This is a genomic window from Paeniglutamicibacter sulfureus (genome assembly GCF_030512175.1).
Taxonomy (GTDB): domain Bacteria; phylum Actinomycetota; class Actinomycetes; order Actinomycetales; family Micrococcaceae; genus Paeniglutamicibacter; species Paeniglutamicibacter sulfureus.
This window is the reverse complement of record NZ_JAULBL010000002.1, coordinates 1,822,286-1,847,903: the sequence shown is the minus strand read 5'-3', so window position 1 is coordinate 1,847,903 and position 25,618 is coordinate 1,822,286. Positions and strand designations below refer to the sequence as shown.

General features: G+C 66.7%; 21 protein-coding genes. 11 read left to right on the top strand and 10 right to left on the bottom strand.

What is annotated here, in order from left to right; all coding sequences use genetic code 11:
• The first annotated feature begins 151 nt into the window (after window positions 1–151).
• Window positions 152–652 (top strand): VanZ family protein, encoded by a 501-nt coding sequence (locus Q2T94_RS15180; protein ID WP_302265455.1) that lies wholly within the window; start codon window positions 152–154, stop codon window positions 650–652.
• Window positions 653–1,038: 386 nt separating this feature from the next.
• Here the strand turns inward: Q2T94_RS15180 and guaB are convergent, their stop codons facing one another.
• Both guaB and Q2T94_RS15170 read right to left on the bottom strand, forming a co-directional pair.
• Complete coding sequence (guaB, locus tag Q2T94_RS15175; protein ID WP_264271669.1) at window positions 1,039–2,544, bottom strand: IMP dehydrogenase; 1,506 nt, start codon at window positions 2,542–2,544, stop codon at window positions 1,039–1,041.
• A gap of 316 nt (window positions 2,545–2,860) precedes the next feature.
• Window positions 2,861–3,409 carry a 4'-phosphopantetheinyl transferase family protein gene (locus Q2T94_RS15170; protein WP_302265450.1) on the bottom strand — a complete coding sequence of 183 codons (549 nt, stop codon included), beginning with the start codon at window positions 3,407–3,409 and terminating at the stop codon, window positions 2,861–2,863.
• Window positions 3,410–3,449: 40 nt separating this feature from the next.
• Between Q2T94_RS15170 and Q2T94_RS15165 the strand changes: the two genes are divergently transcribed.
• The 4 genes from Q2T94_RS15165 to Q2T94_RS15150 are packed head-to-tail and all read left to right on the top strand — an operon-like array spanning window position 3,450 to window position 9,745.
• On the top strand, window positions 3,450–6,110 hold the full coding sequence (locus Q2T94_RS15165) for a non-ribosomal peptide synthetase (protein ID WP_302265447.1): 2,661 nt from the start codon (window positions 3,450–3,452) through the stop codon (window positions 6,108–6,110).
• Window positions 6,107–7,141: an extracellular solute-binding protein gene (locus tag Q2T94_RS15160; protein ID WP_302265444.1), complete on the top strand. Its 1,035-nt coding sequence runs from the start codon at window positions 6,107–6,109 to the stop codon at window positions 7,139–7,141. The genes Q2T94_RS15165 and Q2T94_RS15160 overlap by 4 nt, the downstream gene beginning before the upstream one ends.
• On the top strand, window positions 7,125–8,648 hold the full coding sequence (locus Q2T94_RS15155; RefSeq protein WP_302265441.1) for an ABC transporter permease: 1,524 nt from the start codon (window positions 7,125–7,127) through the stop codon (window positions 8,646–8,648). Before Q2T94_RS15160 ends, Q2T94_RS15155 begins: the two co-directional genes overlap by 17 nt.
• Window positions 8,645–9,745: an ABC transporter ATP-binding protein gene (locus Q2T94_RS15150; protein ID WP_302265439.1), complete on the top strand. Its 1,101-nt coding sequence runs from the start codon at window positions 8,645–8,647 to the stop codon at window positions 9,743–9,745. Before Q2T94_RS15155 ends, Q2T94_RS15150 begins: the two co-directional genes overlap by 4 nt.
• Before the next feature lie 403 nt (window positions 9,746–10,148).
• Here the strand turns inward: Q2T94_RS15150 and Q2T94_RS15145 are convergent, their stop codons facing one another.
• The 3 genes from Q2T94_RS15145 to Q2T94_RS15135 form a co-directional block, all read right to left on the bottom strand.
• Window positions 10,149–10,787: a LysE family translocator gene (locus Q2T94_RS15145; RefSeq protein WP_302265437.1), complete on the bottom strand. Its 639-nt coding sequence runs from the start codon at window positions 10,785–10,787 to the stop codon at window positions 10,149–10,151.
• Between the two features lie 736 nt (window positions 10,788–11,523).
• A complete protein-coding gene (locus Q2T94_RS15140) occupies window positions 11,524–13,179 on the bottom strand; it encodes a glycoside hydrolase family 10-like protein (protein WP_302265436.1) in 1,656 nt (551 codons plus the stop codon).
• A 185-nt stretch (window positions 13,180–13,364) separates the two neighbouring features.
• Complete coding sequence (locus tag Q2T94_RS15135) at window positions 13,365–15,464, bottom strand: acyltransferase family protein (RefSeq protein WP_302265433.1); 2,100 nt, start codon at window positions 15,462–15,464, stop codon at window positions 13,365–13,367.
• A 656-nt stretch (window positions 15,465–16,120) separates the two neighbouring features.
• Here Q2T94_RS15135 and Q2T94_RS15130 point away from each other — a divergent pair.
• Together Q2T94_RS15130 and Q2T94_RS15125 are read left to right on the top strand one after the other, a co-directional pair.
• Window positions 16,121–18,499: an Ig-like domain-containing protein gene (locus Q2T94_RS15130; RefSeq protein WP_302265431.1), complete on the top strand. Its 2,379-nt coding sequence runs from the start codon at window positions 16,121–16,123 to the stop codon at window positions 18,497–18,499.
• Window positions 18,500–18,882: 383 nt separating this feature from the next.
• Window positions 18,883–19,107: a helix-turn-helix domain-containing protein gene (locus Q2T94_RS15125; protein WP_302265429.1), complete on the top strand. Its 225-nt coding sequence runs from the start codon at window positions 18,883–18,885 to the stop codon at window positions 19,105–19,107.
• A gap of 133 nt (window positions 19,108–19,240) precedes the next feature.
• Here the strand turns inward: Q2T94_RS15125 and groL are convergent, their stop codons facing one another.
• The 3 genes from groL to Q2T94_RS15110 all read right to left on the bottom strand — a co-directional run bounded on the left by groL (window position 19,241) and on the right by Q2T94_RS15110 (window position 22,447).
• Window positions 19,241–20,854, bottom strand: a complete 1,614-nt coding sequence (groL, locus tag Q2T94_RS15120; RefSeq protein ID WP_302265427.1) for a chaperonin GroEL — start codon at window positions 20,852–20,854, stop codon at window positions 19,241–19,243.
• A gap of 61 nt (window positions 20,855–20,915) precedes the next feature.
• On the bottom strand, window positions 20,916–21,212 hold the full coding sequence (groES, locus tag Q2T94_RS15115; RefSeq protein ID WP_217391057.1) for a co-chaperone GroES: 297 nt from the start codon (window positions 21,210–21,212) through the stop codon (window positions 20,916–20,918).
• Between the two features lie 491 nt (window positions 21,213–21,703).
• A complete protein-coding gene (locus tag Q2T94_RS15110) occupies window positions 21,704–22,447 on the bottom strand; it encodes a hypothetical protein (RefSeq protein WP_302265424.1) in 744 nt (247 codons plus the stop codon).
• On the opposite strand from Q2T94_RS15110, the gene Q2T94_RS15105 reads away from it, so the two are divergent.
• The 4 genes from Q2T94_RS15105 to Q2T94_RS20590 are packed head-to-tail and all read left to right on the top strand — an operon-like array spanning window position 22,415 to window position 25,240.
• Window positions 22,415–23,107: a DUF2306 domain-containing protein gene (locus tag Q2T94_RS15105; protein ID WP_302265421.1), complete on the top strand. Its 693-nt coding sequence runs from the start codon at window positions 22,415–22,417 to the stop codon at window positions 23,105–23,107. The two genes, Q2T94_RS15110 and Q2T94_RS15105, sit on opposite strands and share 33 nt — an antisense overlap.
• Before the next feature lie 41 nt (window positions 23,108–23,148).
• Window positions 23,149–24,282 carry a sensor histidine kinase gene (locus Q2T94_RS15100; RefSeq protein WP_302266437.1) on the top strand — a complete coding sequence of 378 codons (1,134 nt, stop codon included), beginning with the start codon at window positions 23,149–23,151 and terminating at the stop codon, window positions 24,280–24,282.
• Window positions 24,279–24,962, top strand: coding sequence for a response regulator (locus Q2T94_RS15095; protein WP_302265418.1), 684 nt, complete (start codon window positions 24,279–24,281; stop codon window positions 24,960–24,962). The genes Q2T94_RS15100 and Q2T94_RS15095 overlap by 4 nt, the downstream gene beginning before the upstream one ends.
• Before the next feature lie 35 nt (window positions 24,963–24,997).
• Entirely contained in the window at window positions 24,998–25,240 is a 243-nt protein-coding gene (locus Q2T94_RS20590; protein ID WP_367281550.1) for a helix-turn-helix domain-containing protein, read from the top strand.
• On the opposite strand, the gene Q2T94_RS15090 is transcribed toward Q2T94_RS20590, so the two are convergent.
• Window positions 25,141–25,482, bottom strand: coding sequence for a DNA/RNA non-specific endonuclease (locus Q2T94_RS15090; RefSeq protein ID WP_367281549.1), 342 nt, complete (start codon window positions 25,480–25,482; stop codon window positions 25,141–25,143). The genes Q2T94_RS20590 and Q2T94_RS15090 overlap by 100 nt on opposite strands.
• The gene (locus tag Q2T94_RS20585) at window positions 25,430–25,612 is read right to left on the bottom strand and encodes a DNA/RNA non-specific endonuclease (RefSeq protein ID WP_367281548.1); all 183 of its coding nucleotides are present in this window, start codon (window positions 25,610–25,612) and stop codon (window positions 25,430–25,432) included. The genes Q2T94_RS15090 and Q2T94_RS20585 overlap by 53 nt, the downstream gene beginning before the upstream one ends.
• Window positions 25,613–25,618: the final 6 nt, after the last annotated feature.

The window sequence follows — 25,618 nt, the reverse complement described above, 5'->3', positions numbered from 1 at the left end:
ATCCCGGGTGCCGGGGCCTTCTCACGACGACCGCTTGCCGGTCCCCCGCAAAATCCCCGGCGCGCGGCCCTGCCGTAGACTTGCCGGGATGCCTTCCCGCAATTCGTACGGGCGCCTACACGCCCGCAAACACCCCGCCCGACCAAGCCACATGACCAAGCCGCACTTCCGTTTCACCGTAATCCTCGCCGCCGCATATTTGTTGGCCTTGGCGATGATCGCCTTTTGGCCGACCCCGGTGGACCGTCCAGTCAGCGGAAGCCTGAGCAGTGTCATCGGGTGGCTGCACGCACATGGCATGCCCTCGTTCATCGGGTACAACAAGTTTGAATTCGGCGCCAACATCCTGCTTTTCATTCCATTCGGTTACATCGCCGCGGCATGGACCAGGAAATGGTGGCACCCGCTGGCCGCTGGCTTCGCCGCGTCCTGCCTCATCGAGCTCGGCCAGGCACTGCTGCTGCCCAACCGTTTCGCCTCGCTCCTGGACATCGTGGCCAACACCGTCGGTGCCGTACTGGGCATCTTCATCCTTGTCTTACTGCACGCACGGCATGCGGAACCGCGACGCGATTCCCCTCCGGCCACCGAGCATGGACAGGGAACCCATCCCGATGACGAGATGGCCGGGAACCCGCCGGTCGGCCGGTGATTCCGGCAGCACACCAAGGCCCTGGCCCAAAAAGGAAGGGCAGGGTTTCACCGACTTGTCAGCGAAACCCTGCCTGGAGTGCCTGTAGCTTGGGGTCTGCGGCGTATCTCCCTTGGAAGGAACTGGAACTTGGGGGTAACCAGTTCCTTCCGAAACGGCCCCGCACTTGGGGGAGACAGGGCCGGTAGTCAAGTGTACTCATGTCAGGCAGCCACGCGCCAATGCTTTGCAGTGTCACTTAGCCCACTGTTTGGGAACGCTTGGGCGAATCGCAGGATGTGGGTTTTCCCACGTCGTTGGCGCGACCGTGCAGGAGCACGAAGAAGGCCCCGGCACTGTCTTGCGATGAGCGAGACAGCGGCCGGGGCCTTCGAATCAGACGGTGTCTAGCGCGAACGGTAGTTCGGGGCCTCGACGGTCATCATGATGTCGTGCGGGTGCGATTCCTTCAGCCCGGCAGCGGTGATGCGCACGAACTTTCCGCGTTCCTTCAGGTCCGGGATGGTGCGTCCGCCAACGTAGAACATGGTCTGGCGCAGGCCGCCGACCAGCTGGTGGGCCACGGCCGAGAGCGGGCCGCGGTACGGGACCTGTCCCTCGATGCCCTCGGGGATCAGCTTCTCGTTGGAGGGCGCGTCCGACTGGAAGTAGCGGTCCTTGGAGTAGGAGGTGTTCTTGCCGCGGGTCTCCATGGCACCAAGTGAGCCCATGCCGCGGTAGGCCTTGAACTGCTTGCCGTTCATGAACACCAGGTCGCCCGGGGACTCGGCGGTGCCGGCCAGCAGGGATCCGAGCATCACCGAGTCGGCACCGGCAACCAGTGCCTTGCCGATGTCGCCGGAGTGCTGCAGGCCGCCGTCGGCGATGACCGGGACGCCTGCCGGAATGGCGGCCTTGGCGGCCTCGTAGATGGCGGTGACCTGCGGGACGCCGACACCTGCAACGATGCGGGTGGTGCAGATGGAGCCCGGGCCCACGCCGACCTTGATGGCGTCGGCGCCGGCGTCGATCAGTGCCTGGGCGCCCTCGCGGGTCGCGGCCTGGCCGCCGATGACGTCCACGTGTGCGGCCGCCGGGTCCTTCTTCAGGCGGGCGATCATGTCCAGCACGCCCTGGGTGTGTCCGTTGGCGGTGTCCACGACCAGCACGTCGACGCCGGCCTCGACCAGCTTCATGGCACGGTCGTAGCCCTCGCCGAAGAAGCCGACGGCGGCGCCGACGCGCAGGCGGCCCTCGTCGTCCTTGGTGGCCAGCGGGTACTGCTCGGCCTTGTCGAAGTCCTTGACGGTGATCAATCCCTGCAGCACGCCGTCGTTGTCGACCAGCGGAAGCTTCTCGATGCGGTGCTTGCCCAGCAGCGCGATGACCTCTTCGCGGGACACCCCGACCCGGGCGGTGATCAGCGGCATGGCCGTCATGGCTTCATAGACCTTGGTGGTCATGTAGTTTTCGCGCGGCACAAAGCGGGTGTCGCGGTTGGTGATGATGCCCAGCAGCTTGCGGTTCTCGTCCACCACCGGCAGGCCCGAGACGCGGTAGTGCGCGCACAGGTCGTCCCATTCGGCCAGCGTCGCGCCCGGGTTCACCGTCACGGGGTTGGTGATCATGCCCGATTCGCTGCGCTTGACCTGGTCCACCTGGTTGGCCTGGTCATCGATCGACAGGTTGCGGTGGATGATGCCGATGCCGCCCTGGCGGGCCAGTGCGATGGCCATCGGTGCCTCGGTCACGGTGTCCATGGCAGCGGAAAGCAGCGGGATGTTGATGTTGATCCGCTTGGTCAGGCGCGTGGTGGTGTCAGCCTCCGAGGGGATCACATCCGTCGGGCCGGGAAGCAGCAAGACGTCATCGTAGGTGAGGCCTTCAAAGGCAAATGGATTGAACTCAGTCACGGGGGACCTTTCACGCCGGTGCGGGGATTGATTACATCCTAGAACGCTTCACTCCCAAGCGACATTCCCCCATGGTAGGTGTGGTGAACGCAACTCCCCCGGACCGCTGCGCGCGACACCCTGCCCCCTAACCACGGACCTTTGGTGCGACGGATGTCCCTCGTCCATTCCCTTCATGAAAAGAGCGCTGAGCGCCGCCCCCGGGAAGGCCAGGCCTGCGACCATCGACATCTGCATGGTCGTGCCGCTCCTCCTGATGCGTTGGGGCCAGCGCCGGTGCCGAAAGTCCTCCACCGCTTGGGGGGCCTCGATGCCGTCAAGGCCAGCTCAGGACAACAAAGTCACGGTCGTCGCGGGCGGGAAGCGCCGCGGCGGCGGCGTATCCCGCCAACGGGGCCTGCAACTCGCACACCGAACCGCCGGCTGCGGGCCCACCGGACCGCGCCTTGAACAGCGCCTCCCGCCGAACCCACCCTGCCGCGGCTGCCGGGTCATTCAGATCTGCGATCCGCTGCACGTCCACTCCGACCGGTCCCATGGTGCTGAGCGCCACGACGACGAGCACCCCGGAATGCGACACGGACACCCACGGCGCGGCCATCCCCGGGTTCATGACGCGGGGCGCGCCGTGAGGTGCGCCACATTCATTGCAGGTTCGGTCGATGGAGACGTCGGTCGGGGCAATGCCGGCATGGGAGGCGACGGCTACGCGGAGCAGCACTGCCCCCACCAGAAATCGGCCGCGGTCAGCAGGCCTTTCCAACGACTCCAGCCGGGCGCGTTCGGTGGGGTCAAGCATGTCCAAGTGCCCGTGCCCGGCCGCAGTGAGCGAGGACCACCATACCTCCGCCATAAATTGCCTCATGCTTCTCTTGTCTACTTGCCTTAGGCTAACCTTAGCTTTCGTGACGCAAACTCCCGTGCAAGACCTCACGGCCCCGACCCCCGGCCAGGATTCACTACTGGACCGCGCCTTCGGCTCCCCCCGGGCGCCACTGACCGCGCTGCTGAGCGCGGACGGAAAAGCCATATCGTACGGTGAGCTGCGCGCCGCCGTGGACCGGCTCGTCCTCCATCTCCCGGACGCCGCGACCGGGAAGCGCCTGGTGCACCTGCCGTTGCGCGCCGAGGTGCACAGTGTCGCCGCCTATCTCGCGACGCTTGAGGCCGGCCACGTCGCTCTCGTGACCTCGGACGAGCCCCGGACGGCTGCGATGCTCGAGCGTTACCGGCCGGATGTGACAGCCACCGGCGACCCGGAGCACCCGTTCGAGTTCGCCTCAGGCGCCCCGCTGCACGTGCTGCACCCCGACCTGGCGTTGCTGCTGAGCACCTCCGGCAGCACCGGATCCCCCAAGCTCGTCAGGCTCTCCCATCGAAACCTGGCCGCCAATGCCTCCGCCATCGCCAAGGCACTGCGCCTCACCGAGACCGACCGGGCCATCACCAGCCTCCCCCTGCACTACTGCTTTGGACTCTCGGTCCTCCACTCGCACCTGGTCGCCGGCGCATCCGTCGTCCTGCACGAGGGTTCGGTCCTCGACGGCTCCCTCTGGGACGCCATCGACGGCCTCGGCGTCACCAACCTGGCCGCGGTCCCCCACATGGTCGAGCTCATGGAATCCACCGGCGTACTCGAAGCGAGCCACCCTTCGCTGCGTCTGATGGCCCAGGCCGGTGGCCGCATGCACCCTGACCGGGTCCGGCGCACCGCCGACCTCGGCCGCGCGCAAGGGTGGGGACTGTCGGTGATGTACGGGCAGACGGAAGCCACCGCCCGCATCTGCGTCCTGGATCCGGCCCTGGCCGCAGACAACCCCGACGCCGTGGGCAAGCCCGTCTCCGGAACCTCACTGCATTTTGACACGACCGTGCCCGAGGCGGTCGACGGAGCCGGCGAAGTCGTCGTGCGCGGCCCCGGCGTCATGATGGGATACGCCGAACACCCCGACGACCTGGCGCTTGGCCCGATGCTGACCGAGCTGCGCACCGGGGACCTCGGGCGCATCGGGCCCGACGGGCTGCTGAGGATTGTCGGGCGGCGCTCCGGATTCGTCAAGGTCATGGGCGTGCGCATTGACGTGGGCGCCGTCGAGCATGCCCTGGATGCGGCAGGTCACACGGCGTGCGTGGGCGGGGACGGAACCCGGCTGCTGGTCGCCGTCGAGCCCCGGCCCTCAGGAGCCCCCGATGCCACCACGGCCGAAGCCCGACGGATCGCCGGGCAGGCCTCGGGCCTGGGTGCCGCAGCAGTAGCCGTCGCGGTCACCGAGCTGCCGCGCCTGGCCAACGGGAAGCTGGACCGGCCCGGCTGCGCGGCACTGGTGCTCGCCGGCGCCGCCGGCCATGCCGCCGCGGCAACGGCCCCTGCCGGGGCCAAGAGCGCGGCCGCCGAGGTCGCGAAGGTTGTCTCGGAGGTGTTGGGCACCGACTCCGTCGACCTTGGCCGCAGCTTCGTCCAGCACGGCGGGGATTCGCTCAGCCACGTCCAGGCTTCCCTCCGTCTCGAGGGCATCGTCGGACCGCTGCCCCGCGGTTGGCACCATCGAACCCTGTCCGAGTTGGCGGACCTGGCCGCCCACCGGCGCAACGCGCCCGCCGATCCGGGAGCCGCCGGCCTTGCCCGAACGCGCAACCGCCCGCCCCGGATCTGGCGCACCGTGGAGACCTCCGTCGTGATGCGCGCGCTGGCCGTCGTGGCCATCTGCGGCTCCCACGCGGACCTGTTCGACGTCATGGGCGGGGCACACCTGCTGCTGGCCATCGCGGGATACAACACCGTCCGCTTCGGACTCTCCGCGCCCGGCGTGGCCGACAGGTGGCGGGCCACCGCACGGATCCTGATCGGCGTGGCCGTCCCGACGATGCTCATCGCGCTGTTCGCCATGCTCACCACCGGACGCTACGGATGGTCCAACATCCTGCTCAGCCACTGGCTGATCGGCGACACCACCGAAGGATCCACGCGCAACGAGTACTGGTTCATCGACGCCCTCGTCGCCAGCCTCCTGGTGCTCACCGCGGTGATCTCCGTTCCGGCCCTTGCCCGTGCGTGGAAGGCCGACCCCTGGCGCGTGGCCGCCTGGTTCACCGCCGCGGCCCTGGTGCCCCGAGTCGTTGTCCTGGCGCTGACGGAGGACTCGATGGCGCAATCGATCATGCCCACGACCCTGTGGCTGGTGGGCGTGGGCGCGGCCGCGGCCCATGCCGACACCCGCCGGCGCCGCTGGCTGACCCTGGCCCTGGGCGTAATCGGCGGCGCAACATTCTTTGCCGACCAGCCCCTGCGCAATGCCGTCGTCGTCGCCGGCCTCGCCGCCCTGATCCTGGTTCCACGGATGCGGGTACCCGCGTTCCTGCTGCCCCTGCTCGGCCTGCTGGCCGCCGCCTCCCTGTACATTTACCTGGTCCAGTTCCTGGTGCTCTCCGCCTTCGAGAACGACGTTGTCGAGACGGTGGCCGCACTGGGGGTCGGATGCCTGCTCTGGCGCCTGGCCGACCGCCCCATGCGGCGCCTGCAGGACCTGGTCCCCGCACCCAACCGATGGAATGAAAGAACGCCATGACCCACACACGCCGTCCCATGCTCGCCATTGCACTCGCACTGCCGCTGGCCCTGGCCGCCTGCTCCGGCGGCCAGGCCGGCGAGGAGGCCTACGCCCCGCAGCCCGACACGCTGCAGATCTACTCCGCCCAGCACATCGAGGTCACCAAGGCCGTTGCCGCGGAGTTCACCGAGGAGACCGGCATCCCGACCCAGGTCCGCGACGGCCAGGACTCCTCCATGGGCCACATGATCGTGAAAGAGGGCAACTCCTCTCCGGCCGACGTGTTCCTCACCGAGAATTCCCCGGCCATGACCCTCGTCGAACGCGAGGGGCTTCTCGCGCCGGTGGACGCAACCGCCCTGGACCAGGTCCGCGACGGCCTCGCTCCGTCCTCCCGGCTCTGGGCGCCGATCGCTGCCCGGTCCACCGTGCTGGTCTACAACAAGGACCTCATCAGCGAACAGGACCTGCCGTCCTCGATGATGGAGCTCGCCGACCCGAAGTGGTCGGGCAAGTGGGGCGCCGCCCCCGGCGGCGCCGACTTCCAGGCCATCGCCGCGGGCATGCTCGCCGAACGCGGCGAGTCCGAGACCCGCGCCTGGCTTCAGGCGCTGGCGGATAACGCCGAGGTGTACCAGAACAACATCGCCACGATGAAGGCGGTCAATGCCGGACAGGTCCCGGTCGGGATCATGTACCACTACTACTGGTACCGCGACCAGGCCGGGGACCGGCAGGGCAGCGCGAACACGGCGTTGCACTACTTCGGCGGTGAGGACCCGGGCGCGTTCGTCAGCTTGTCGGCCGGCGGGGTACTGGCCTCGAGCGACATGCCCGAGCAGGCCCAGAGGTTCCTCGAGTACGTCACCGGCCCCAAGGGCCAGCGGGCCCTCGTCGACAGCGGGTCCATGGAGTACGCGGTGGGCACCGGGGCGAATTCGGACCCGGCCCTCCCGTCGCTGGAGGAATTGGAAGCCCCAGCCGTTGAGGTCTCCTCCCTCAACTCCGACCAAGTGATCGCCTTGATGACGGATGTCGGGATCCTCTAGCACGCGCGGCGTGGTGGCCGCCGCGACCCTCGTCGCGGCCCTCACCCTGCTGCCGGTGCTCATCGCCCTTCCCGCCGCACTCGCGGAGGGACCGGCCCGCGCGGCCGAATACCTGTTCCGGCCCCGCATCGGGAACCTGCTGGCAAACACCGGATTGCTGGTGGCCGTCACGGTGCCGGCAGCCGTCGTGCTCGGGGCAGCCGCGGCCTGGCTCGTGGAGCGCACGGCCCTGCCCGGCGCCGCCTGGTGGCGGACCCTGCTGCTGGCGCCGCTGGCCGTCCCCTCGTTCGTCAGTGCCTACGCCTGGGTGACCGTCGCGCCGGGCCTGACCGGTTTCGCCGGGTCGGCCCTGGTGACCACCCTGGCCTACTATCCATTCGTCTTCCTGCCCGTCGCTGCGCAGTTGCGCGCCCTGGATCCGGCCGACGAGGATGCCGCCCGCTCGCTCGGGCTCTCCCCGGCCGCCGCCGTCATGCGCACCGTGCTGCCCCGGCTGCGTCCCTCGCTCAGCGGCGGCGCCCTGCTGGTGGCGCTGCACCTGCTGGCGGAGTATGGCGTCCTGGAGATGATGCGGTTCCCGACATTCACGACGGCGATCATGCAGCAATACGCGGTGGGCTTCAGCGATACCTCCGGGAGCCTGCTGGCCTCCGTGCTGGTCGGGCTGTGCCTGCTGGCGCTGTTGCTGGAGCTGATCGCCCGGGGCAGGCGCCGCGTCGCGCGCCTGGGATCGGGGACACAGAGCCCTCCCGTGCCCCACGCCCTGGGTGCCTGGACCGCACCGGCCATGCTGTTGCTCGCGGCGCTCGTCGCCGGGGCCTTGGTGGTCCCGGTCGCCAGCGTGGGTCGATGGCTCGCCGCCTCCGAGGGATGGGCCGGCCTGCTCGATACAGGCCTGCTGGACGCCACCCTTGGCACGGTGGGCCTGGCAACCCTGGGCGCCGTGGCAGCGACCGCTGCCGCGCTGCCGGGTGCCTGGCTGCTGAACCGGCACCACTCCGGCCTGACCGTGGCCCTGGAGCGCGTCACCTTCGTCGCCAGCTCACTGCCCGGCATCGTCGTCGGACTGGGGCTGGTGACCCTGGCCGTGACATGGGCGGGCCCGCTGTACCAGACCGTCACCCTGACGGTTCTGGCGTACGCCATCCTCTTCGTCCCCCGGGCCATGGTCTCACTGCGCTCAGGGCTGGCTGCGGCTCCGCCCGAGCTTTCCGAGGCCGCGCGCTCCCTCGGAACCGGCGGCACGGGCACCCTGGTCCGGGTCGTCCTGCCGTTGATGGCGCCCTCCGTGATGACGGGCCTTGTCCTGGTGGCGCTGGCCGTCAGCACCGAACTGACGGCCACGCTGCTGCTCGCCCCCACCGGGACCGAGACCTTGGCCCTGGCCTTCTGGCGCGAGGCCAGCCAACTCGACTACGCCGCCGCGGCCCCGTATGCCGCCGTGATGATTGCCCTGTCCGTGCCCCTGACCCTGCTGCTGCGGCGGCAGATCCTGGAGGAGAAATGACCGAACTCAAGGTCCGTGCCGTCTCGGCCGACTACGGCCTCGACGCGGTGCTCAAGTCCGTCGACCTCACCGTGGCGGAGGGCACGACCATGGCCGTGCTGGGTGGGTCCGGCAGCGGCAAGACAACGCTGCTGCGCATCATCGCCGGCTTCCTTCCATCCAGCGGTGGCGAGGTGTCGGTCGGGGGCCGGGTGGTTGCCGGACCAGGGGTGTGGGTTCCGCCCGAACAGCGCGGGATCGGCTACGTGCGCCAGGAAGGCGGGCTGTTTCCGCACCTGTCGGTGGCCGGCAACATCGCCTTCGGCTTGCCGTGGCCGCGTCGTCGCCATCGGGACCGCGTGCTCGAGTTGCTCGATCTTGTCGGCTTGCCCTCCGCGATGGCGGACCGCCAGCCGGACCGGCTCTCCGGAGGCCAGCAGCAGCGCGTGGCCCTGGCACGCGCGCTGGCTCCGCGCCCGGGACTGATCCTGCTCGACGAGCCGTTCTCCGCCTTGGACAGCGGGCTTCGCGCAGCCACCCGCGAGGCCACCGCCCGGGCCCTGCGGGCGGCGGGCGCGACCGCGGTCCTGGTGACCCACGACCAAGGCGAGGCTCTCTCCTTCGCTGACGAGATCGCAATCCTTGACACCGGCCGCTTCCGGCAGTTCGGCCCGCCGGCGGAGGTATACCGGCAGCCCGTCGACGCGGAGGTGGCCCGCTTCCTGGGCGAGGCCGTCCTGCTCGACGGCACGTCTTTCGCCGGGGCTGTCTCCTGCCTGCTTGGCACCCTGGCCGTCCAGGAAGGGACCCCAGACGGAGAGGTCCAGGTGATGGTCCGACCCGAGCAAATCAACCTCACCCCCGTCGGGAGCGGCCACGTGGAAGCCACGGTCCGCGCCGTTTCATACTTCGGACACGACGCCGTCGTGGAACTGCACGACATCGGCGGCGCATCGTCCCAAGCAGTGATCGCACGGGTGCTTGGCCAAAACGCGCCCCCCGTCAACCAGCGCGTGGGCCTCAGAGTCATCGGCCCCGTCCGGGCATTTCCTCGCGCCCGCCTCCGCGACCTGTCCCTGCTGCGGCGCGCTGCAGAGTCCGAGGTCCATGCTCCGTAGCCAGGAAACGAACGACACGGCCCGCCGCCAACGTTTGCGCCCCGGAACGGTAGCTGGTCGCCCACTGCCGAAGCGTCTGGCGCAATCTAGAGGCGTGCTGCGGCTCCCGCCGATACTGGCACGAGCCAGGGGCATAGGCGGGCCCATGCCACGATGGTCCCCCATCAGTGCTGAAATGGAGATGACGCCCAGATGTCTGGGCTGTTGATGTCTTTTCCCTTGATCGCCTGCTTAGCAGTGGCCATCCCGATGGGGGACGCTAAGCGGGATTCTCGATCGTGAGGTCTTCCCATTCGAAATGGGTCACGGCATCAGAAGGTTGTGAAGCGAGTGTCGGCTGGAATGGAGTGAATGGGCCCGAGGTGGATTGTGCACGGATTTGGCCGTTTGCTTCGATGCGTGACTAGGTCTTACTGCCGGTGAGCGCCATCGCACCGCCAAGGCCGATCATCACCACGCCGCCACCGGCACCCATGTGTGAGAGGCGTTTCGGGCTACGTGCGAACCACGCCCGTGCCGTGCCGGCCGTAAGCGCCCACACGCTGTCACTGGCCACGCCAATGGCAAAGAAGATCATCCCGAGGGTCGCCATTTGCAGCGGGATGGCCCCATTTTCGTAGCTGACGAACTGCGGGAGCACAGCGACGAAGAACACGATGGTCTTGGGATTGGTTACTCCAACCAAGAATCCCTCACGGATGAGGCGGAAGGATGACGGTCGAGCCCGTGGTGAGGTGTCGGTTTCGGTGTGTTCATTGCGATGGCGGATCGCCTGCACTCCCAGGTAGATCAAGTAGCCGGCTCCGAGGAACTTGATGATGATGAAGACGACTACGGATTCGGCGACAAGGGCACCGACGCCGAGTGACACCAGTGCTACGGCCGGAAGCGCCCCGAGTGCGTTCCCGAGCACGCTGAGAAAGCCGCCCTTGCGACCCAGGGAGAGCGAGCGGCCGATGACAAAAAGCACGCTCGGGCCGGGAATGAGGATGAGGGCGAATGCGGCGAGGGCGAAAGCCCAGGCGTTGACCGCAGGTAGCATGTCGACTCCAATTCATGGTGCGTTGATGCGTCGAATATATCGGAAACCCAATCGACATAGGGCCACGCTCGCTCGTCCGCAGGGAACCCGCAATCGTTCTTCTTCGGCGCTGGAACAGTCGCATCGTCCCGCAAGGGGCATATTTGGATCAGCTACCAGCTATTTGGAAAGCAGATCGAAGTCGTACCGTGCCGAGGACTGACCTGCGTCAAAGGGGGTTTCTGCGTGGACCGAAAGTTTTCGTTTCGCCATCCCATGTCTACCAATGCCAACAGTCGAGTTCCGTGGAGCTTTCCATGATGGATGGGTACCTCGGTGGGGAGTGAGATCTGTCTACCCAAACAGTACCGGAGGGATAATTCAGGTAGAGGGAGGAGGTGACGATGAGCAAGATCAGAACGGCCCGGCAAGTTGAATCCGATCGCTACAAGCTCCTGGAGACTCCCAACAGTGACGCAACATCAAGGTGACGCTCGATTCCGGGGGCCACGTCATCTACGTCGCCGACCCTGTCAGGGCGCTCGCCTTGAAGCGAGCCGACAGGTTCTTGACGCGCAAGCGGGCAAATTTCAAATAGCCGCGGGTTGGACACTGGGAAGGGCGATCCCGGAGACCACCCGTTAACTATGTGCCACTAAGTTCGGCTCGATCCCTGTCCGGCGTCCAGCGACCCCGGCCCCCGTGCGGGCAGGTCGCCGGCATCGCCGGTCGGGCCGGGCGGCAGGAAGGTGATCCGTCACACCCTGATGAAGATCGCGGTGGCGCGCGAGGAGTCGATCCCGGTCTGGCTGATCGACTGGATCATGTACCAGTAGCTGTGTCCGAGCACCACGCCGGTGTCCAGCCAGGACTGGGCGGCGGCGGTGCGGCGGCGCACCGCGCGCAGGTAGGTGCCGGTGGACTGGATGTAGGGAACAACGGTGCCGGTGGATTCCCAGCGCCAGATGGCGATGAACTTGATGGGCTCGCCGCTGGAACTGGAGGTCCAGCTCAACCGCACGCCGGTGCCCTCGCGCACGGCCTTGGAAATGGCCGGGGTGTAGGGGCGGATGGCGTTCAGCTGCGGGTACGGGACCGGCAGTGAGGGCCGCGCGTAGTGGCGGGCCTTGAGTATCCCGATGGCGTTGAGCTTGTTCTCCCTGAAGGCGGTGGTGTTGTAGTACGCGTGTCCGCGCACCGCAGGCACCTGGCGGCACTTGGTGAGGTGGTCGCGCAACTCGTTGGGATCCCGCCAGGCGGCAGTCGCCGGGTCGCCGACCTTGTACGCGGCCTCCCCGGTGTACAGCTTGACGTTGGTCCCGGCGACCTGCTTGGCCCACCAGTCCACCAGCACGTTGTAGTTGGCCACGGTGTAGCCCTGGTACCAGTAGAGCTGCGGGGCAATGTAGTCGACCCAACCGTCCTTGACCCAGCGCCGGGTGTCGGCGTAGAGGGCATAGAAGCTTTCCAGCCCGCTGGTGGCCGAGCCCAGGGTGCTGGAGGTCCTGTTGGCCCAGATGCCAAAGGGGCTGATGCCGAACACGACCCGGGGCTTGGCTGCCCGAATGGCGTTGTGGGTGTCGCGGACGAACACGTTGATGTTGTTGCGCCGCCAGGAGGAAATCGAGGTGAACGAGCCCTTGTAGGTGGCGTAGGTCGAGGAGTCGGGAATCGACTGGCCGGAGACCGGGTACGGGTAGAAGTAGTCGTCGAAGTGGACCCCGTCCACGTCGTAGCGCTTGACCAGGTCGATGACCACGCTGCGGATGTAGTTGCGCACCGCCGGGATGCCCGGATTGTAGTAGCGCCGGGGCCCGTAGGCGAAGGACCAGGAAGGGTTCAACCGCGCCGGGTGGCTGGCCACCAGGGAGTTCAGCGAGGTGTCCATCCCCACGCGGAAGGGGTTGATCCAGGCGTGCAGGGCAATCCCGCGTTTGTGCGCCTCCGAGATCGCGTAGGCCAGCGGGTCGTAGCCCGGGTCCTTGCCCTGAGTACCGGTGAGGTACCTGGACCACGGCTCCCCCAGCGTGGACTTCCACATCCGGTCGGCGGCGGGGCGGACCTGCAGGAACACCGCGTTGAGGTTCCGCGACACGGCCAGGTTCAGGATCGAGCGCAATTCCGATTGCTGGGCGGCCACGGTCAGCCCGGATTTTGAGGGCCAGTCGATGTTCACCACGCTCGCGGTCCACAGGGCACGGAACTCGGTGCGCGGGTAGGTCGCGGAGGTGGCGGTATTGCGGGAGGAGACGGTGTAGACGTGGTTGCGGATGACCGCCGCGGCGGCGGGGGCGGCAAGCAGCCCGGGGCCAAGCGCGGCGCCGGCCAGGCCCGCCACGGCCGCCGAAAGCACCGCCCTGCGGCTCACGGGATTGGCCAATGACAGGGACAGGGGTGCCATTTCCGTTTTCATGGCGGTGACTCCGATGGTGCGCGAGCGGTCACGGCCGGGCTGGATCGCGGGGCCGCTTGGAGGCAACGCTACGCCGCGCGGGCACGCCCGGAAAGTGCCGAAATATCACGCTTGCGCGGCACTTTGGTTACGCCGTGGAGCGGGCCCCGGCGACACCCTCCGGCCGGTGCCCGGGAACCACCGCGTCAGGGCGAATCGGTGAGCGCAGCGAGGAAGCGCTTCTCGAATTCCACGGCGGTGGTCCTGGCAAAGGTGCTGGTCAGGTGCGACTGGTCCATGTAGACCAGCACGTTGCCGATGACCGGGCGGCAGATCCCGTCGGGGCACAGCTGGTCGGTCATGTCCATGGTGGAGAACCCCTCCCCCAGGCTGCCCGAGGCCGCCAGCTCCTCCAGCGGGGAGGTCTCGGCCATGAGTTCGGAAACCGGTGCGCTGCACTGCTGCGCCTGTGCCCCGAACCGGTCCACGCAATCGGGCACGGGAGTGGTGAAGCGCGGGGTGTCGCGCAGCGCCACGACCGGGATGCCGGCCTCGAGCAGCGGTCGGATGCCGGCCTCGTAGTCCGGCACCACCCGTTCCAGCTCCCCGGCGCTGTGGCCGTGCCGGTCGGGGCCCAGCGCGGTAAAGGAGCCGAGGGTGATCACGGCGTCGGGGTCGTGCTCCAGTGCGTAGTCACCGGCTGCCGCGTTGAACTCCCCGCATTCCTCTCCGCGGGTTTCCGAGGGCCCGCCGAAGCGGCACGACGGCTTGGTCAGCAGGACCCAGCGCCACCCCAGCTTCTGCGCCATCGCATCCACCGCGCCGCTCCAGTGCTGCGCGTGCGAATCCCCCAGCAACACGATGGTCTTTTCCGCCTTCGGGTTTCCGCCCTGCTGGCAGTACTCGATGGCCGGCGATTCGGGTGCCCACGCTCCGGTGCACTCGGCACCGAAGTTCGACCATTCCTCATCCAGCTTGGTGGTCAACGGGACCATGACGGCCTCCGAACTGGGTTCGTGCCCGAAGCCGGGGTCCAGGATGGCCGCGCCGGGATTCTCGACCGGTGCCTGGGAGGCCGCCCTCAGCTCCTCGGCGGAGACGCGGTGTTCCCAGCCGCCCAGCGGGGCGAGCACCAGCGAGAGCAGCACCGCGATGCCCAGCCCCACGCGCCGGCGCTTGGCCGAGAGCCACTGCCAGGAGCGCAGGGGCGACTCGACGATGCGCGTGGTGGCCCACGCCAGCAACAGGGAAACCAGCATGATGCCCAGCCCGGCACCGACGGAGATCTCCGCACTTCCGGATTCAACCAGGAAGAAGACCATGACCGGCCAGTGCCATAGGTAGAGCGCATAGGAGACGTTCCCGAGCCAGCCGAGGACCGGCACCGCGAGCACCCGCTGCACGCCCAAGCGGTGGTTCGGGGACATGATGACCAGCGCGGCGGCGAGCGTGGGCCACAGCGCCAGGTAACCGGGGAACTGTTGCTGGACCTGCAGCAGCATGCCGCAGCTGAGGATTGCCGCCAGGCCCAGCCAGCCCAGCGGGACGGTCAGGGCGGCGGGGAGCCTTTGGAGCATCGGCAGGAAGATGGCCACCAGCGAACCCAGCGCGAATTCCCAGAGCCGTGCACCCGTGTCGAAGTAGGCCCACGATTGCGCCGTGGAAGTGGTGTACACCGAGTAGGCCAGGGACAGCAGGAAGACGGTGCCAAAGAGCGCGCCCATGGCCATCCGGTAGCTCAACGAAGGAATCCTGGTGACGAGCCTCTTCCACAGGATCAGGCCCGCGGCCAGCAACAGCGGCCAGAGGATGAAGATCTGCCCCTGGATGGACAGCGACCAAAAGTGCTGCAGCGGGCTGGCGGTGGCGTGCTCGGCAGCGTAGTAGTCAACCGAGTCGCGGGCCAGCTGCCAGTTTTGGGCGTAGAAGAGGCTGGCGGTGATCTGCTCCATGATGGAGTTCCAGCGCGCCTTGGGCAGCAATGCGACGCTGGCCGCGATGGTCGCCAGCAGGACCAGGACCGCTGCCGGCAACAGCCGGCGGAAGACATTGAGCCAATACCCCAGCAGGGCCAGCGGACGCCCTCCCTCGACCTTGCGGATGAAGGCACCGGTGAGGAAGAACGCGGAGAGCAGCAGAAACACATCCACGCCGCCGGACACCCGGCCAAACCACACGTGGTAGACCATAACCAGCAGCACGGCCAGCGCCCGCAGGCCCTGGAGCTCGGGCCTGAAAACGGATGCGGTGTTCGCCGCACGTGGACTCCGCCCTGCCACGCGTTGCGCAGGTAAGGAAAGCGACATCAATACATCCTGGAAAATCGACAGCGTCCCATGCCCGGAACGTTGGGCATGGGCATCCAACGTTACCAAACCTCGTTATCGGTTCGTTACAGGAGGTTCCCTGACTGGCCGCATGGTGTGACTAGTTGCATCAACTGGTATGCAAGCATCAAAGCCATTCTGGTGCCGTTGGCCGAGCGGGCGCTTTTCGCGCGCCTGCGGCTCCGTCCGGCCCAGGGTTGCCGACCGCGGACGAAGTCGCCGACGAGGAAACCCTATGGCATTCTTCGGGGAGCACACGCGAGGAATTGTCTGGGGAAACAACATCCCCGCGTGCACCGCTCCATAGCGAGTTCCGTTCCGGATTGCACGGGCGCGGCTGCACCCCGAAATCCGTCTCGGGCGGCCTTCCATGCAGCCTCCGATCAGCGCCGTCTCAGATCCTGCGTTGGCTTCGAACCATAGGTCAACCGTGGAACAACGTTCGCGGACATACCATGCGAAAAGCTTGCGCCCTGTGGCAACCTCCGGGCCCTACGTCGTTCGCCGCAGCCCGAGCGCGCACGATTCCGGGCCCTAGGTTTTTTACAACCTGGAGCGACTACAAATGGGGCTCATGGGGCGGCGGGGGTGTCGCTCCGGCCCAGTGGGGGGCACACCCTGCAGTAGGAGTCATCATGTTTCAGAAGACCCGCACCATAAGGACGGGAAAGCGCGACCTCAAAATAACCCGGTCCTCGGTGTTGGCAGGTGCGGCGTCCGCGGCTATGCTCGCCGCGGCACTGGTTCCGTTGGCAGGAACCGCGGCATCCGCCAACACCGCAGGCAATGGACCGGTCGATCCACAAAATGGCTTCCCGACCTGGTTCTCCGACGGCACCGCGAAACTCCAGCTGTGCTACACGGCCGGCACCGGCTGCCTGATGGAACCACCGAATCCCGATCTTCCAGCGTCCTACCCGGACAATTTCCCCGATGAGGCATTCTGGTTCGCCGCGGAAGCCAGCGGCGGGAACCTGCGCCTCTACGAGGCCGCCCTGGAGGCAGCGCATGCCAACGAGATCGTCCAGGACGGGGACCAGATGGGCTTTGGCCGGCTGCGCTTCATCATCGAGAACATCGTCGCGGGCCAGCAATACACCGTGACGCACCCCTACGGGGTGAACACCTTCACCGCCGAAGCCGACCCCAAGGTCGGCGGGCGCATCAAGGTCACCCTGGATTCGGGCGCCTGCGCCCCGTCCCTTGCCTCCCCGTGCAACTGGGGCCAGGTGGGCGCGGCATTCCTGGGCGACTACACCACGGGCAGCACCGCGACCTTCCTGCGCCAGGTCGGTGCGGCACCCGGAACCCTGGGCGACATCAACACCGCCCGCGCGGTCACCGGGGCGCCCTCGGGCAATAATTTCGTGACCGTCACCGGCCCCAACGCCGGCGGGCCTGGCATCGACACGTTGACGGTGAGCACCTTTACCGTCCAGGGCCTGCTCTACCAGGGGGACGACGGGGCGCCGAGCACCCCCGACCTGGCAGCGGCCAGCGACACGGGCAGATCAACCACCGACAACATCACCCGCACCAACCTTCCCACCCTCACGGGAACCGCCACCGCCGGATCCACCGTGGAGCTTATGGTCGACGGTGCCACGGTCCCGGCCGTGAGCGGTGTCGCCACCGGCGGCAACTACTCCTTGCGCGTGCCGACGGCGCTGGCCAACGGCGTGCATAAATTCCAGGCCCGGATCGCCAACCCTCTGGTTGCCACCGACCCCGCAGCGCCGCCGTACCTGACCTCGCCTACACTCACCGCGACGGTGGACACCGTGGCACCGGTCTCCTCCGTGGTCGCGCCATTCCCCTCGACCCCCACACTGGATAACACTCCGACCCTGAACACGGCGGTCAATGAGGCACGGTCGACCCTCGAATGCCGGTTGCTCCCGAGCAACCCCGACTGGGAAGCAGGTTGCCCGGCGGCGAAGACCTACGACGCACAGGTCAACGGAACCTACGTGTTTGAGGTGCGAGCCAGCGATGCCGCGGGCAACACCGGTGCCGTAGCGACCCGCACAGTCCGGATCGGCCCTGCGGACACCGTCGCTCCCGCCATTTCCAGCCGCGGTCCGGGAACCAACGCTACGAACGTCAACACGGCCTCTAATGTCTCCGCGGTCTTCAGCGAGTTCGTCCAGGGAGTATCCGCCACAACGTTCACCCTGAAGAACCCCGCTGGGACCACCATCCCTGCGGCCGTCACCTACGACCAGGCGACGCGCAGGGCAACGCTGAATCCGACGGCCAACCTCGCTCTCAACACCGTCTACACCGCTCGGATCACCGGGGGCGCGAGCGCAGTCCGCGACTTGGCGGGCATCGCACTACCCACCACCACGTGGACCTTCACCACGAACGCGGCCCCGACGGTCACCGTCCGCACACCGGCCTCGGGGGCAAAGTCCGTCGCCGTCGCCGGCAACGTCTCCACAACGTTCAGCGAACCCGTAACCGGGGTGGGAGCGACAACCTTCACCCTCAAAAACGCGGCGACCGGGGCAGCCATCCCATCCGCAGTCTCCTACAACGCGACCACGCGGGTAGCCACGTTGAACCCGACCGCGAACTTGGCCGCCGACACCAGATACACCGCGGTCCTCACCGGCGGCACCACAGCGATCCGCGACGCGCAGGGCGCCCCGCTGGCCACCCACAGCTGGACCTTCACCACCGGCCCCGCACCCGTGGTGTCTGCCAGGGTCCCGGCAGTCAACGCCACTGCCATCCGCAGGGCGAACAACATCACCGTCACCTTCAGTGAAGCGGTGTTGGGAGTCGGAACCACAACGCTGAACCTTCGCAACGCCACCACCGGTGCGGTGGTGTCGGCAACGGTGACGCGCAACGGAACCACCAACCAGTGGATCCTGAACCCTGCTGCCAGTCTGGCGGCCAACACCCGCTACACCGTCCGGGTGACCGGCGGAACGACCGCGATCCGCGACGCGGCCATCAATCCGCTGGTCTCGACATCCTGGTCATTCACGACCGGCGCGTCCTGACACAAAAGTGGCCGCCTGCCCACCGACAGTTGGTGGGCAGGCGGCCATTTCATGGGCCCGGGCAAGGACCGGTGCGGCCATACGCGTCCCGGCGGTGCCGGCACGGAAGGCCTTGCCCGGGAGCCGCGAGGGCATGGGAATTGGAAACACCGTGACGGGCCCAGTATCCGCCCGCCCTTCTGGATCGAGGTCCCGCCCTGTTGCCACGTCGATACCTCCGGGAAGACCAAAACGTTGCCGAATGGCAACCTCCGGACCTTCCGTCTCTCTGGTGCCCCAGGGAACTTGAGTCTACGATGAGGTCAACGTTGCACCATTGGTTGAAGGTATGCGACGTATCAGCAGTTCGTCCGGGGATGAGCAACACTTTGATGGGGGATGACATGGTTGACTTAGAAAGTTTCGAGGAAGCCCACTACCTGACTGTCGCGGAGGTCGCTTTGGCCATGCGCGTCTCAAAAATGACTGTGTACCGTCTGGTGCACGGAGGGGAACTGCCGGCGGTGCGTTTCGGCCGGTCCTACCGGGTTCCCGCCCAGGCCGTGAAGGAGTACCTCATCGCCGAGCCGCACGCGGCGGCACCGGTGCGCCTTTCCGCCTCGAACTAACCGGGCCCGTCGGTGTCGACCGGTCCAGCGCACAACGCCAAGCGCCGACGGCCTCCGGGCTTCCGTGCCCCCAAGGGGGAAACGGGAACCTGGCTGCCGGCGGCGCCTGGTGCACTGCCACGCTTGCTGCGTGTTAGTGGTTGTGTCCTGCGTGCGAGTCCGGATCCGCGGCCGGCTTTTCGGCGACCAGGGTTTCGGTGGTGAGCACCAGGGCGGCGATCGATGCAGCGTTGCGCAGCGCCGAACGGGTGACCTTGACCGGGTCGATGACGCCGGCGTTGATCAGGTTCTCGTACACGCCGGTCAGGGCGTTGAAGCCCTCGTTGGCCGGTGATTCGGAAACCTTGGCGGTGACGACGTAGCCGTCGAAGCCGGCGTTCTGGGCAATCCAGCGCAGCGGCTGGACCAGGGCGCGGCGGGCAATGCCGACACCTGCAACGGCGTCGCCGGTGAGGGCGAGCACGGCGGGGTCGGTGTCCAGCACGGCAAGGGCGTCAACCAATGCGGTGCCGCCGCCGGCAACGATTCCCTCTTCGAGGGCGGCGCGGGTGGAGGAGACGGCATCTTCGATGCGTGCCTTGCGTTCCTTCAGCTCGACCTCGGTGGCTGCGCCGACCTTGATCACGCCGATGCCGCCCGAGAGCTTGGCGAGGCGCTCGTTGAGCTTCTCGCGGTCCCACTCGGAATCGGTGCGGGTCAGTTCGGCCTTCAGCTGCGAGACGCGGTCATTGACGTCCTCGACCGTGCCTGCACCGTCAACGATGGTGGTCGAGTCCTTGGTGATGGTGATGCGGCGAGCCGTACCCAGCACCTCGAGGCCGACCTGGTCCAGCTGCAGCCCCAAGTCCGGGGAGACAACCTGTGCGCCGGTGAGGATGGCAATGTCCTGCAGCATGGCCTTGCGGCGGTCGCCGAAGCCGGGGGCCTTGACGGCCACGGCGTTCAGGGTGCCGCGGATCTTGTTCACGACGAGGGTGGAGAGGGCTTCGCCCTCGATGTCCTCGGCGATGATGAACAGCGGCTTGCCTGCAGCCAGCACCTTTTCCAGCAGCGGCAGGAACTCTGCAACCGTGGAGATCTTGCCGGAGTTGACCAGGATCAGCGCGTCCTCCAGGACGGCCTCCTGGCGCTCCGGGTCGGTGACGAACTGCGGGGACAGGTAGCCCTTGTCGAACTGCATGCCCTCGGTGACAACCAGCTCGGTGGCGGTCGTGGAGGATTCCTCGATGGTGATGACGCCATCGGTGCCAACGGTCTCGAAGGCCTTGGCCAAGAGCTCGCCGATTTCCTCGTTCTGTGCGGAGATTGCCGCGACGTTGGCGACCTGCTTGCCCTCGACCGGAACGGCGTTGTCCTTCAGGCGCTGCGCAACTGCCTCAACGGCAACTTCGATGCCGCGCTTGATTTCGCCCGGGGCGGCGCCCGCGGCAACGTTGCGCAGGCCCTCCTTGACGAAGGCCTGTGCGAGCACGGTGGCGGTGGTGGTGCCGTCGCCTGCAACGTCGTTGGTCTTGGTGGCCACTTCCTTGGCCAGCTGCGCGCCAAGGTTCTCGTAGGCGTCTTCCAGCTCGATCTCACGGGCGATGGTCACGCCATCGTTGGTGATCGTCGGTGCGCCCCAGGCCTTTGCCAGCACCACGTTGCGGCCGCGCGGGCCGAGGGTCACCTTGACGGTGTTTGCGAGCTTATCAATGCCCGCTTCGAGGGCGCGTCGCGCCTCTTCGTTAAAAGCTAGCTGCTTTGCCATGTCTTGCTCCTTATAAGCTACGTAAAGCCCCGGCCAGGGGCCGGGGCTTTACGAGGAAAAACTACTTTACGACGATGGCCAGGACGTCGCGGGCCGAGAGCACCAGGTACTCGTCGCCGCCGACCTTGACTTCGGTTCCGCCGTACTTGGAGTAGATCACGACGTCGCCTTCGGCTACGTCAACGGGGACGCGGTTGCCGTTGTCATCGACACGGCCGGGGCCGATTGCCACGACCTTGCCTTCCTGCGGCTTTTCCTTGGCGGAATCAGGGATGACCAGACCGGAAGCAGTGGTGGTTTCTGCTTCGAGCGGCTGGACGACAATGCGGTCCTCGAGAGGCTTAATGGAGACGGACATCGTCTCTCCTTTGCGTGAGTTACCAATGGTTTACGGGCCGTTCGGGTGGTACCAACCGTCGTCGCGGTGCCAGCTGGTGAATTACCTCAGGCTTTCAGCACTTGCCGGGATCGACAGGCGCCACCAATGACTCTAGGCAACCATTAGCACTCGGTCAAGGCGAGTGCTAATTACGGGGTCATTTACGCCCTCGGCGCATCTGACGTGATTGCGCCGATGTCCCCGAAGTGGCGCTGCGACGTCGACACTTTGCCGAACCTTGATCTGGACATCGGAATCGTGGGCAATTACTGGGCAGTCGGAGAAGAGCGGGGCTCCCCTCGAACCTCCAGCCGGTTGTCCCAAGGAACCGGCAGCGTCGAGGGGAATCCACTCTGGCCTCCCCGACATGATCAATGGCGCCATCCCCACGAGCAGGACGCCTTCATCCTGGAGGAACCCTGCCTCACTTGTCGTAAAGTGCCGTTCACTTCCCACCGCTGTTCCGTTTCCTACGCCCCTCGAACCCATCGTTCGCCGCGTGTCATTAAGTAGCGCTTCCAGGCGTAGCCCCAGGGGGTCACGGCAAGGATCGGCACAACGAAGAGAACGTTGAAGAGCATCGTCGCCGTTGCCGCATCCATGTCGTTTGCGATCAGGTGGGGCAGGGCCACGATTGCGAGCCACAGAACCTTCCACATCGTTTCGAACAGCAGGATCGGCAGCATCCCGAGGGGATAGCGGAGGCCAAGGAACGCCAGCAGGGACATGGCAGTCAGAATGCAGAGAACCACCCCTTCGAAGACGGGCATCGACGATGCTTGGAGCAGCAGCGGCAATTTAACGATCATCAGGCCCACTGCCATGAAGAGATAGCCGCCGCGCATCATGTTCAGGCGGAAGGTGGGCAGTTGCCCGGGCCCGGTGGTCCGATCCGGGAGCGGTGCTGCCGCTTGGGGCTGCGAAACTTGGGGCTGGGAAACCGGAAGCGTTGACGAGGCGGAGGATGGCATTGTCTTGTACCTTTCGAATGGTGCGGTTTCGACGGTGCGGTGCGGTGGCAAAACCTTGGGGTGATGTTGTTGCTGTCTTGACTCAACTTTCCCTGCCGACGTGAGAGCGCGCATCGGCGGAAAGGCCCGAATCGCACCGACCGAAAGTATGGCTTGGTCCTCGGCCGTCCTGCCGATGTCTTCCCCCGATTCACGGGCGAGTATCGAGTCATGACAACTGAAACCACCAACAGCCGCGCTCAAAACGGTTGGCCGCCCAAACGCCACAGAGCCCCGTGGCTGGCACCCGCCGGGCTGATTCTCCTCAGCCTCATACCGGTGATCGCCGGCATGTTCCGGGTCACCGAGCTGACCAGCGGCGGCGTCATCACCCCAGACAATGCCCGATTCTTCGCCTCGCCGATTCCGGTGATCACCCACATCGCCAGCGCCACGGTATATTGCCTGCTCGGTGCGTTCCAGTTCGTGCCGTCGCTTCGCCGCCGGCGCGGCTGGCATCGCATCGCCGGCGGCATCCTGATTCCCGCCGGCCTGCTCGCTGCCCTGTCCGGTTTGTGGATGACAGCTTTCTACGCAGCGCCGGATGGCGGCAGCGCACTGCTTATGGTCATTCGGTTGTCCTTTGGTGCGGCCATGGCGGCTTGCATATTCCTTGGAATCATCGCGCTCAAGCGCCGGGACTTCAGCGCTCACGGCGCCTGGATGACCCGCGCCTATGCGCTTGGCATCGCGGCTGGAACCCAGGCCGTCGTGTTCGCGTTCTGGATCCTCGGCGTTGGGCCGGTCAGCAGCCTGACCGACGCGCTACTCATGGGCGCAGCCTGGGTTCTCAACGCCGGAGTCGCCGAGTTCGTGATTCGCCGGCGTGCTCGGATGGCCCGCGCATTCCCAGGCCCCCGCTGATGCGCCAGTATCATGAAGGAGTGACCGGTCTCTTGCGCTCCGTGTGGAATGCGCCAGGCGCAGTTCCCCCTCCCCCGCGGCGGGTATGGCGGGACTGGGCGCTGGTATCGGTGGTCGTGCTTGTCGCACTGCTGGAGGCTACGCTCCGCACCGACCTCTCCCAACCCCTGCTAGCGGCGATCATCGTGATCGGATCGGCCCCCACGCTGTTGTGGCGGCGGACCCTGCCACTGCCCATGCTCGCGATCGCGCACGGCGCCGTGGCAGTAGCGACCTTGCTGATGGACAACTCGATCCTCTACACGAGCGTGTACGTCATCGTGCCGGCGTACGCACTGTTCCGATGGGGCAAAGGCCGAGACCTGCTGCTGGGGTCCGGCATCCTTCTCGTCAACCTCGTGGTTTCCGGCCTGGGCGGTGCGCCTTTCGCCGACATCCTCGGAGAGGTCGGGTTGACCGTCATCGTGGTCACCCTCGGAATTGCACTGCGCTACAGGGCACGGGCGAGGATGCGGGAGATCGACCGCGCCAAGTTGCTGGAACGAGAAATGCTCGCCCGGGATTTGCACGACACGGTCGCCCACCACGTCTCCGCGATCGCCATCCGCGCCCAGGCCGGGCTGGCGACTGCGGCCCTAAAGCCGGAAGCGGCAACGGATGCGCTCCGCGTGATCGAGGCGGAAGCGTCCAAGACCCTTGCCGAGATGCGCTCGATGGTGCGCGTTCTGCGTCAGGGCGACGCGCCTGAATTGGAGCCTGAACTGGCTCCTGGCCGGACCATCGCCGACGTTGAGCAGCTCGCCACCACTGAGCCACCTGCTGGCTCCGGGGCTGCCGGTCCGCGCGTCGATGTTCGCATAACCGGTGACACTCAGAGCATCCCACCGACCGTGGCCGCCGCCATCTTCCGGCTGGCGCAGGAGTCGGTGACGAACGCGCGCCGCCATGCCCGGGGTGTCTCCATCATCGACGTGGTCCTCGAGGTGGATGAGGGTGGAGTGCGGCTGACGGTGACCAACGACGGTGAGGCGGCGCCGGCCGCGACGCCGGGCTACGGCATCACCGGAATGATGGAACGCACCTCATTGCTCGGGGGCACCTGCCACTCCGGCCGAGCGCCCGGCGGCGGTTGGGTTGTGACTGCAGTGCTCCCTCGTGTTGGATGGACCACATGACGATTCGCGTGCTCATCGCCGACGACCAGGAGTTGGTGCGCACCGGCCTCGGCATGATCCTCGATGCGCAGCCCGACATTGAAGTCGTGGGGCAGGCGTCCGATGGCATCGAGGCGGTGGCGCTCGCTCGCCGTCTTCAACCGGATGTCTGCCTGTTCGACATTCGGATGCCCCGACAGGACGGCATCGAGGCCACGCGTGCCATCGCCGGACCGGGCGTGGAGAATCCCATGGCAGTTGTCATCATCACGACATTCGACCTCGACGAGTACGTCTATGCGGCCCTGCGGGCCGGGGCAAAGGGCTTCTTGCTGAAGGATGCCGGTGCGGATTTGCTCGGGCAGGCGGTGCGTGCCGCCGCCAGCGGAGATGCGCTGATCGCCCCCAATGTGACGGTGCGATTGCTCGAGGCGTTCGCGGATGCGGCGCCGGCGGCTGCCCCTGCCCAACCGGTCGAACCGCTCACCGAACGGGAGGAGCAGGTGCTGGCGGCCGTTGCCCGCGGGCTGGGCAACAACGAGATCGCGAGCGAGCTGTACATCACCCTGAGCACCGTGAAAACTCACGTCGCCAGCCTGATGACGAAGCTCGGTGCCCGCAACCGAGTCGAGATCGCGATTTGGGCGTACCAGACCAAGCGGAGCCCGCGTCGGCCAGGAGCCACGCCGACAGGGCGTTAGCGGTCCATAAGACACGCATCCTCAAGGAGGTCTTTGTGTTCCGACTACGCGAATTGCGCGAAGCTTCCGACTTGACTCAGGTCCAGCTGGCAGGCCGGCTCCAAATCACTCAGAGCAGGCTGTCGCGAATAGAGCACGGGGATATTGAGCGGGCGCAGGTTGATACCTTGCGCAAGGGCTACCAGGTACCGTCCTCTGCGTACGCGAGCGGCTTCCGGCGGGCGGCCGTCCGAAAAACCGGTAGAGTCCCGGCTTCTTGCACCACCTCGGGGAATTGAAGCTGCGTCCGCGCTTGAAGTTCGCCCATGGATACCTGGTAGACCCGGAACTGGTCCAGGGCCAGCACGGCCCGCAGAGAGTCGAGGTCCTGGGTCAGCAGGAAGGCCCGGGCCTTCACTACCCCTTGTTCCCGGAACACCAGCAGCTTCCAGTATTTCGAGGGCAGTGGCACGCCCCGGTACACACGGTCATCGCGACGTGAGACGGGGCCGGCAAAGACGCTGGCGTAGGTCCTGGACATCGACGTCCTCGTAGAGCGCGTTTTCCAGCCGACCCCAGATCCCTTCCTGGCTGCTCTGGTTGAAGTCATCCATTTGCGGGGCGATGTTGCCGTAGTAAAAGGAGTCGCAGTTGGCCCTGCACCGATGCATCGATGC

Coding starts and splice junctions, on each gene's coding strand:
- Q2T94_RS15140 (WP_302265436.1), bottom strand. CDS start 13,179: ATGAAAACGGAAATGGCACCCCTGTCCCTGTCATTGGCCAATCCCGTG.
- Q2T94_RS15150 (WP_302265439.1), top strand. CDS start 8,645: ATGACCGAACTCAAGGTCCGTGCCGTCTCGGCCGACTACGGCCTCGAC.
- Q2T94_RS15145 (WP_302265437.1), bottom strand. CDS start 10,787: ATGCTACCTGCGGTCAACGCCTGGGCTTTCGCCCTCGCCGCATTCGCC.
- Q2T94_RS15095 (WP_302265418.1), top strand. CDS start 24,279: ATGACGATTCGCGTGCTCATCGCCGACGACCAGGAGTTGGTGCGCACC.
- Q2T94_RS15130 (WP_302265431.1), top strand. CDS start 16,121: ATGTTTCAGAAGACCCGCACCATAAGGACGGGAAAGCGCGACCTCAAA.
- Q2T94_RS15105 (WP_302265421.1), top strand. CDS start 22,415: ATGACAACTGAAACCACCAACAGCCGCGCTCAAAACGGTTGGCCGCCC.
- Q2T94_RS15170 (WP_302265450.1), bottom strand. CDS start 3,409: ATGAGGCAATTTATGGCGGAGGTATGGTGGTCCTCGCTCACTGCGGCC.
- Q2T94_RS15180 (WP_302265455.1), top strand. CDS start 152: ATGACCAAGCCGCACTTCCGTTTCACCGTAATCCTCGCCGCCGCATAT.
- groES (WP_217391057.1), bottom strand. CDS start 21,212: ATGTCCGTCTCCATTAAGCCTCTCGAGGACCGCATTGTCGTCCAGCCG.
- Q2T94_RS15125 (WP_302265429.1), top strand. CDS start 18,883: ATGGTTGACTTAGAAAGTTTCGAGGAAGCCCACTACCTGACTGTCGCG.
- Q2T94_RS15155 (WP_302265441.1), top strand. CDS start 7,125: ATGTCGGGATCCTCTAGCACGCGCGGCGTGGTGGCCGCCGCGACCCTC.
- Q2T94_RS15090 (WP_367281549.1), bottom strand. CDS start 25,482: ATGTCCAGGACCTACGCCAGCGTCTTTGCCGGCCCCGTCTCACGTCGC.
- Q2T94_RS15160 (WP_302265444.1), top strand. CDS start 6,107: ATGACCCACACACGCCGTCCCATGCTCGCCATTGCACTCGCACTGCCG.
- Q2T94_RS20585 (WP_367281548.1), bottom strand. CDS start 25,612: ATGCATCGGTGCAGGGCCAACTGCGACTCCTTTTACTACGGCAACATC.
- groL (WP_302265427.1), bottom strand. CDS start 20,854: ATGGCAAAGCAGCTAGCTTTTAACGAAGAGGCGCGACGCGCCCTCGAA.
- Q2T94_RS15135 (WP_302265433.1), bottom strand. CDS start 15,464: ATGTCGCTTTCCTTACCTGCGCAACGCGTGGCAGGGCGGAGTCCACGT.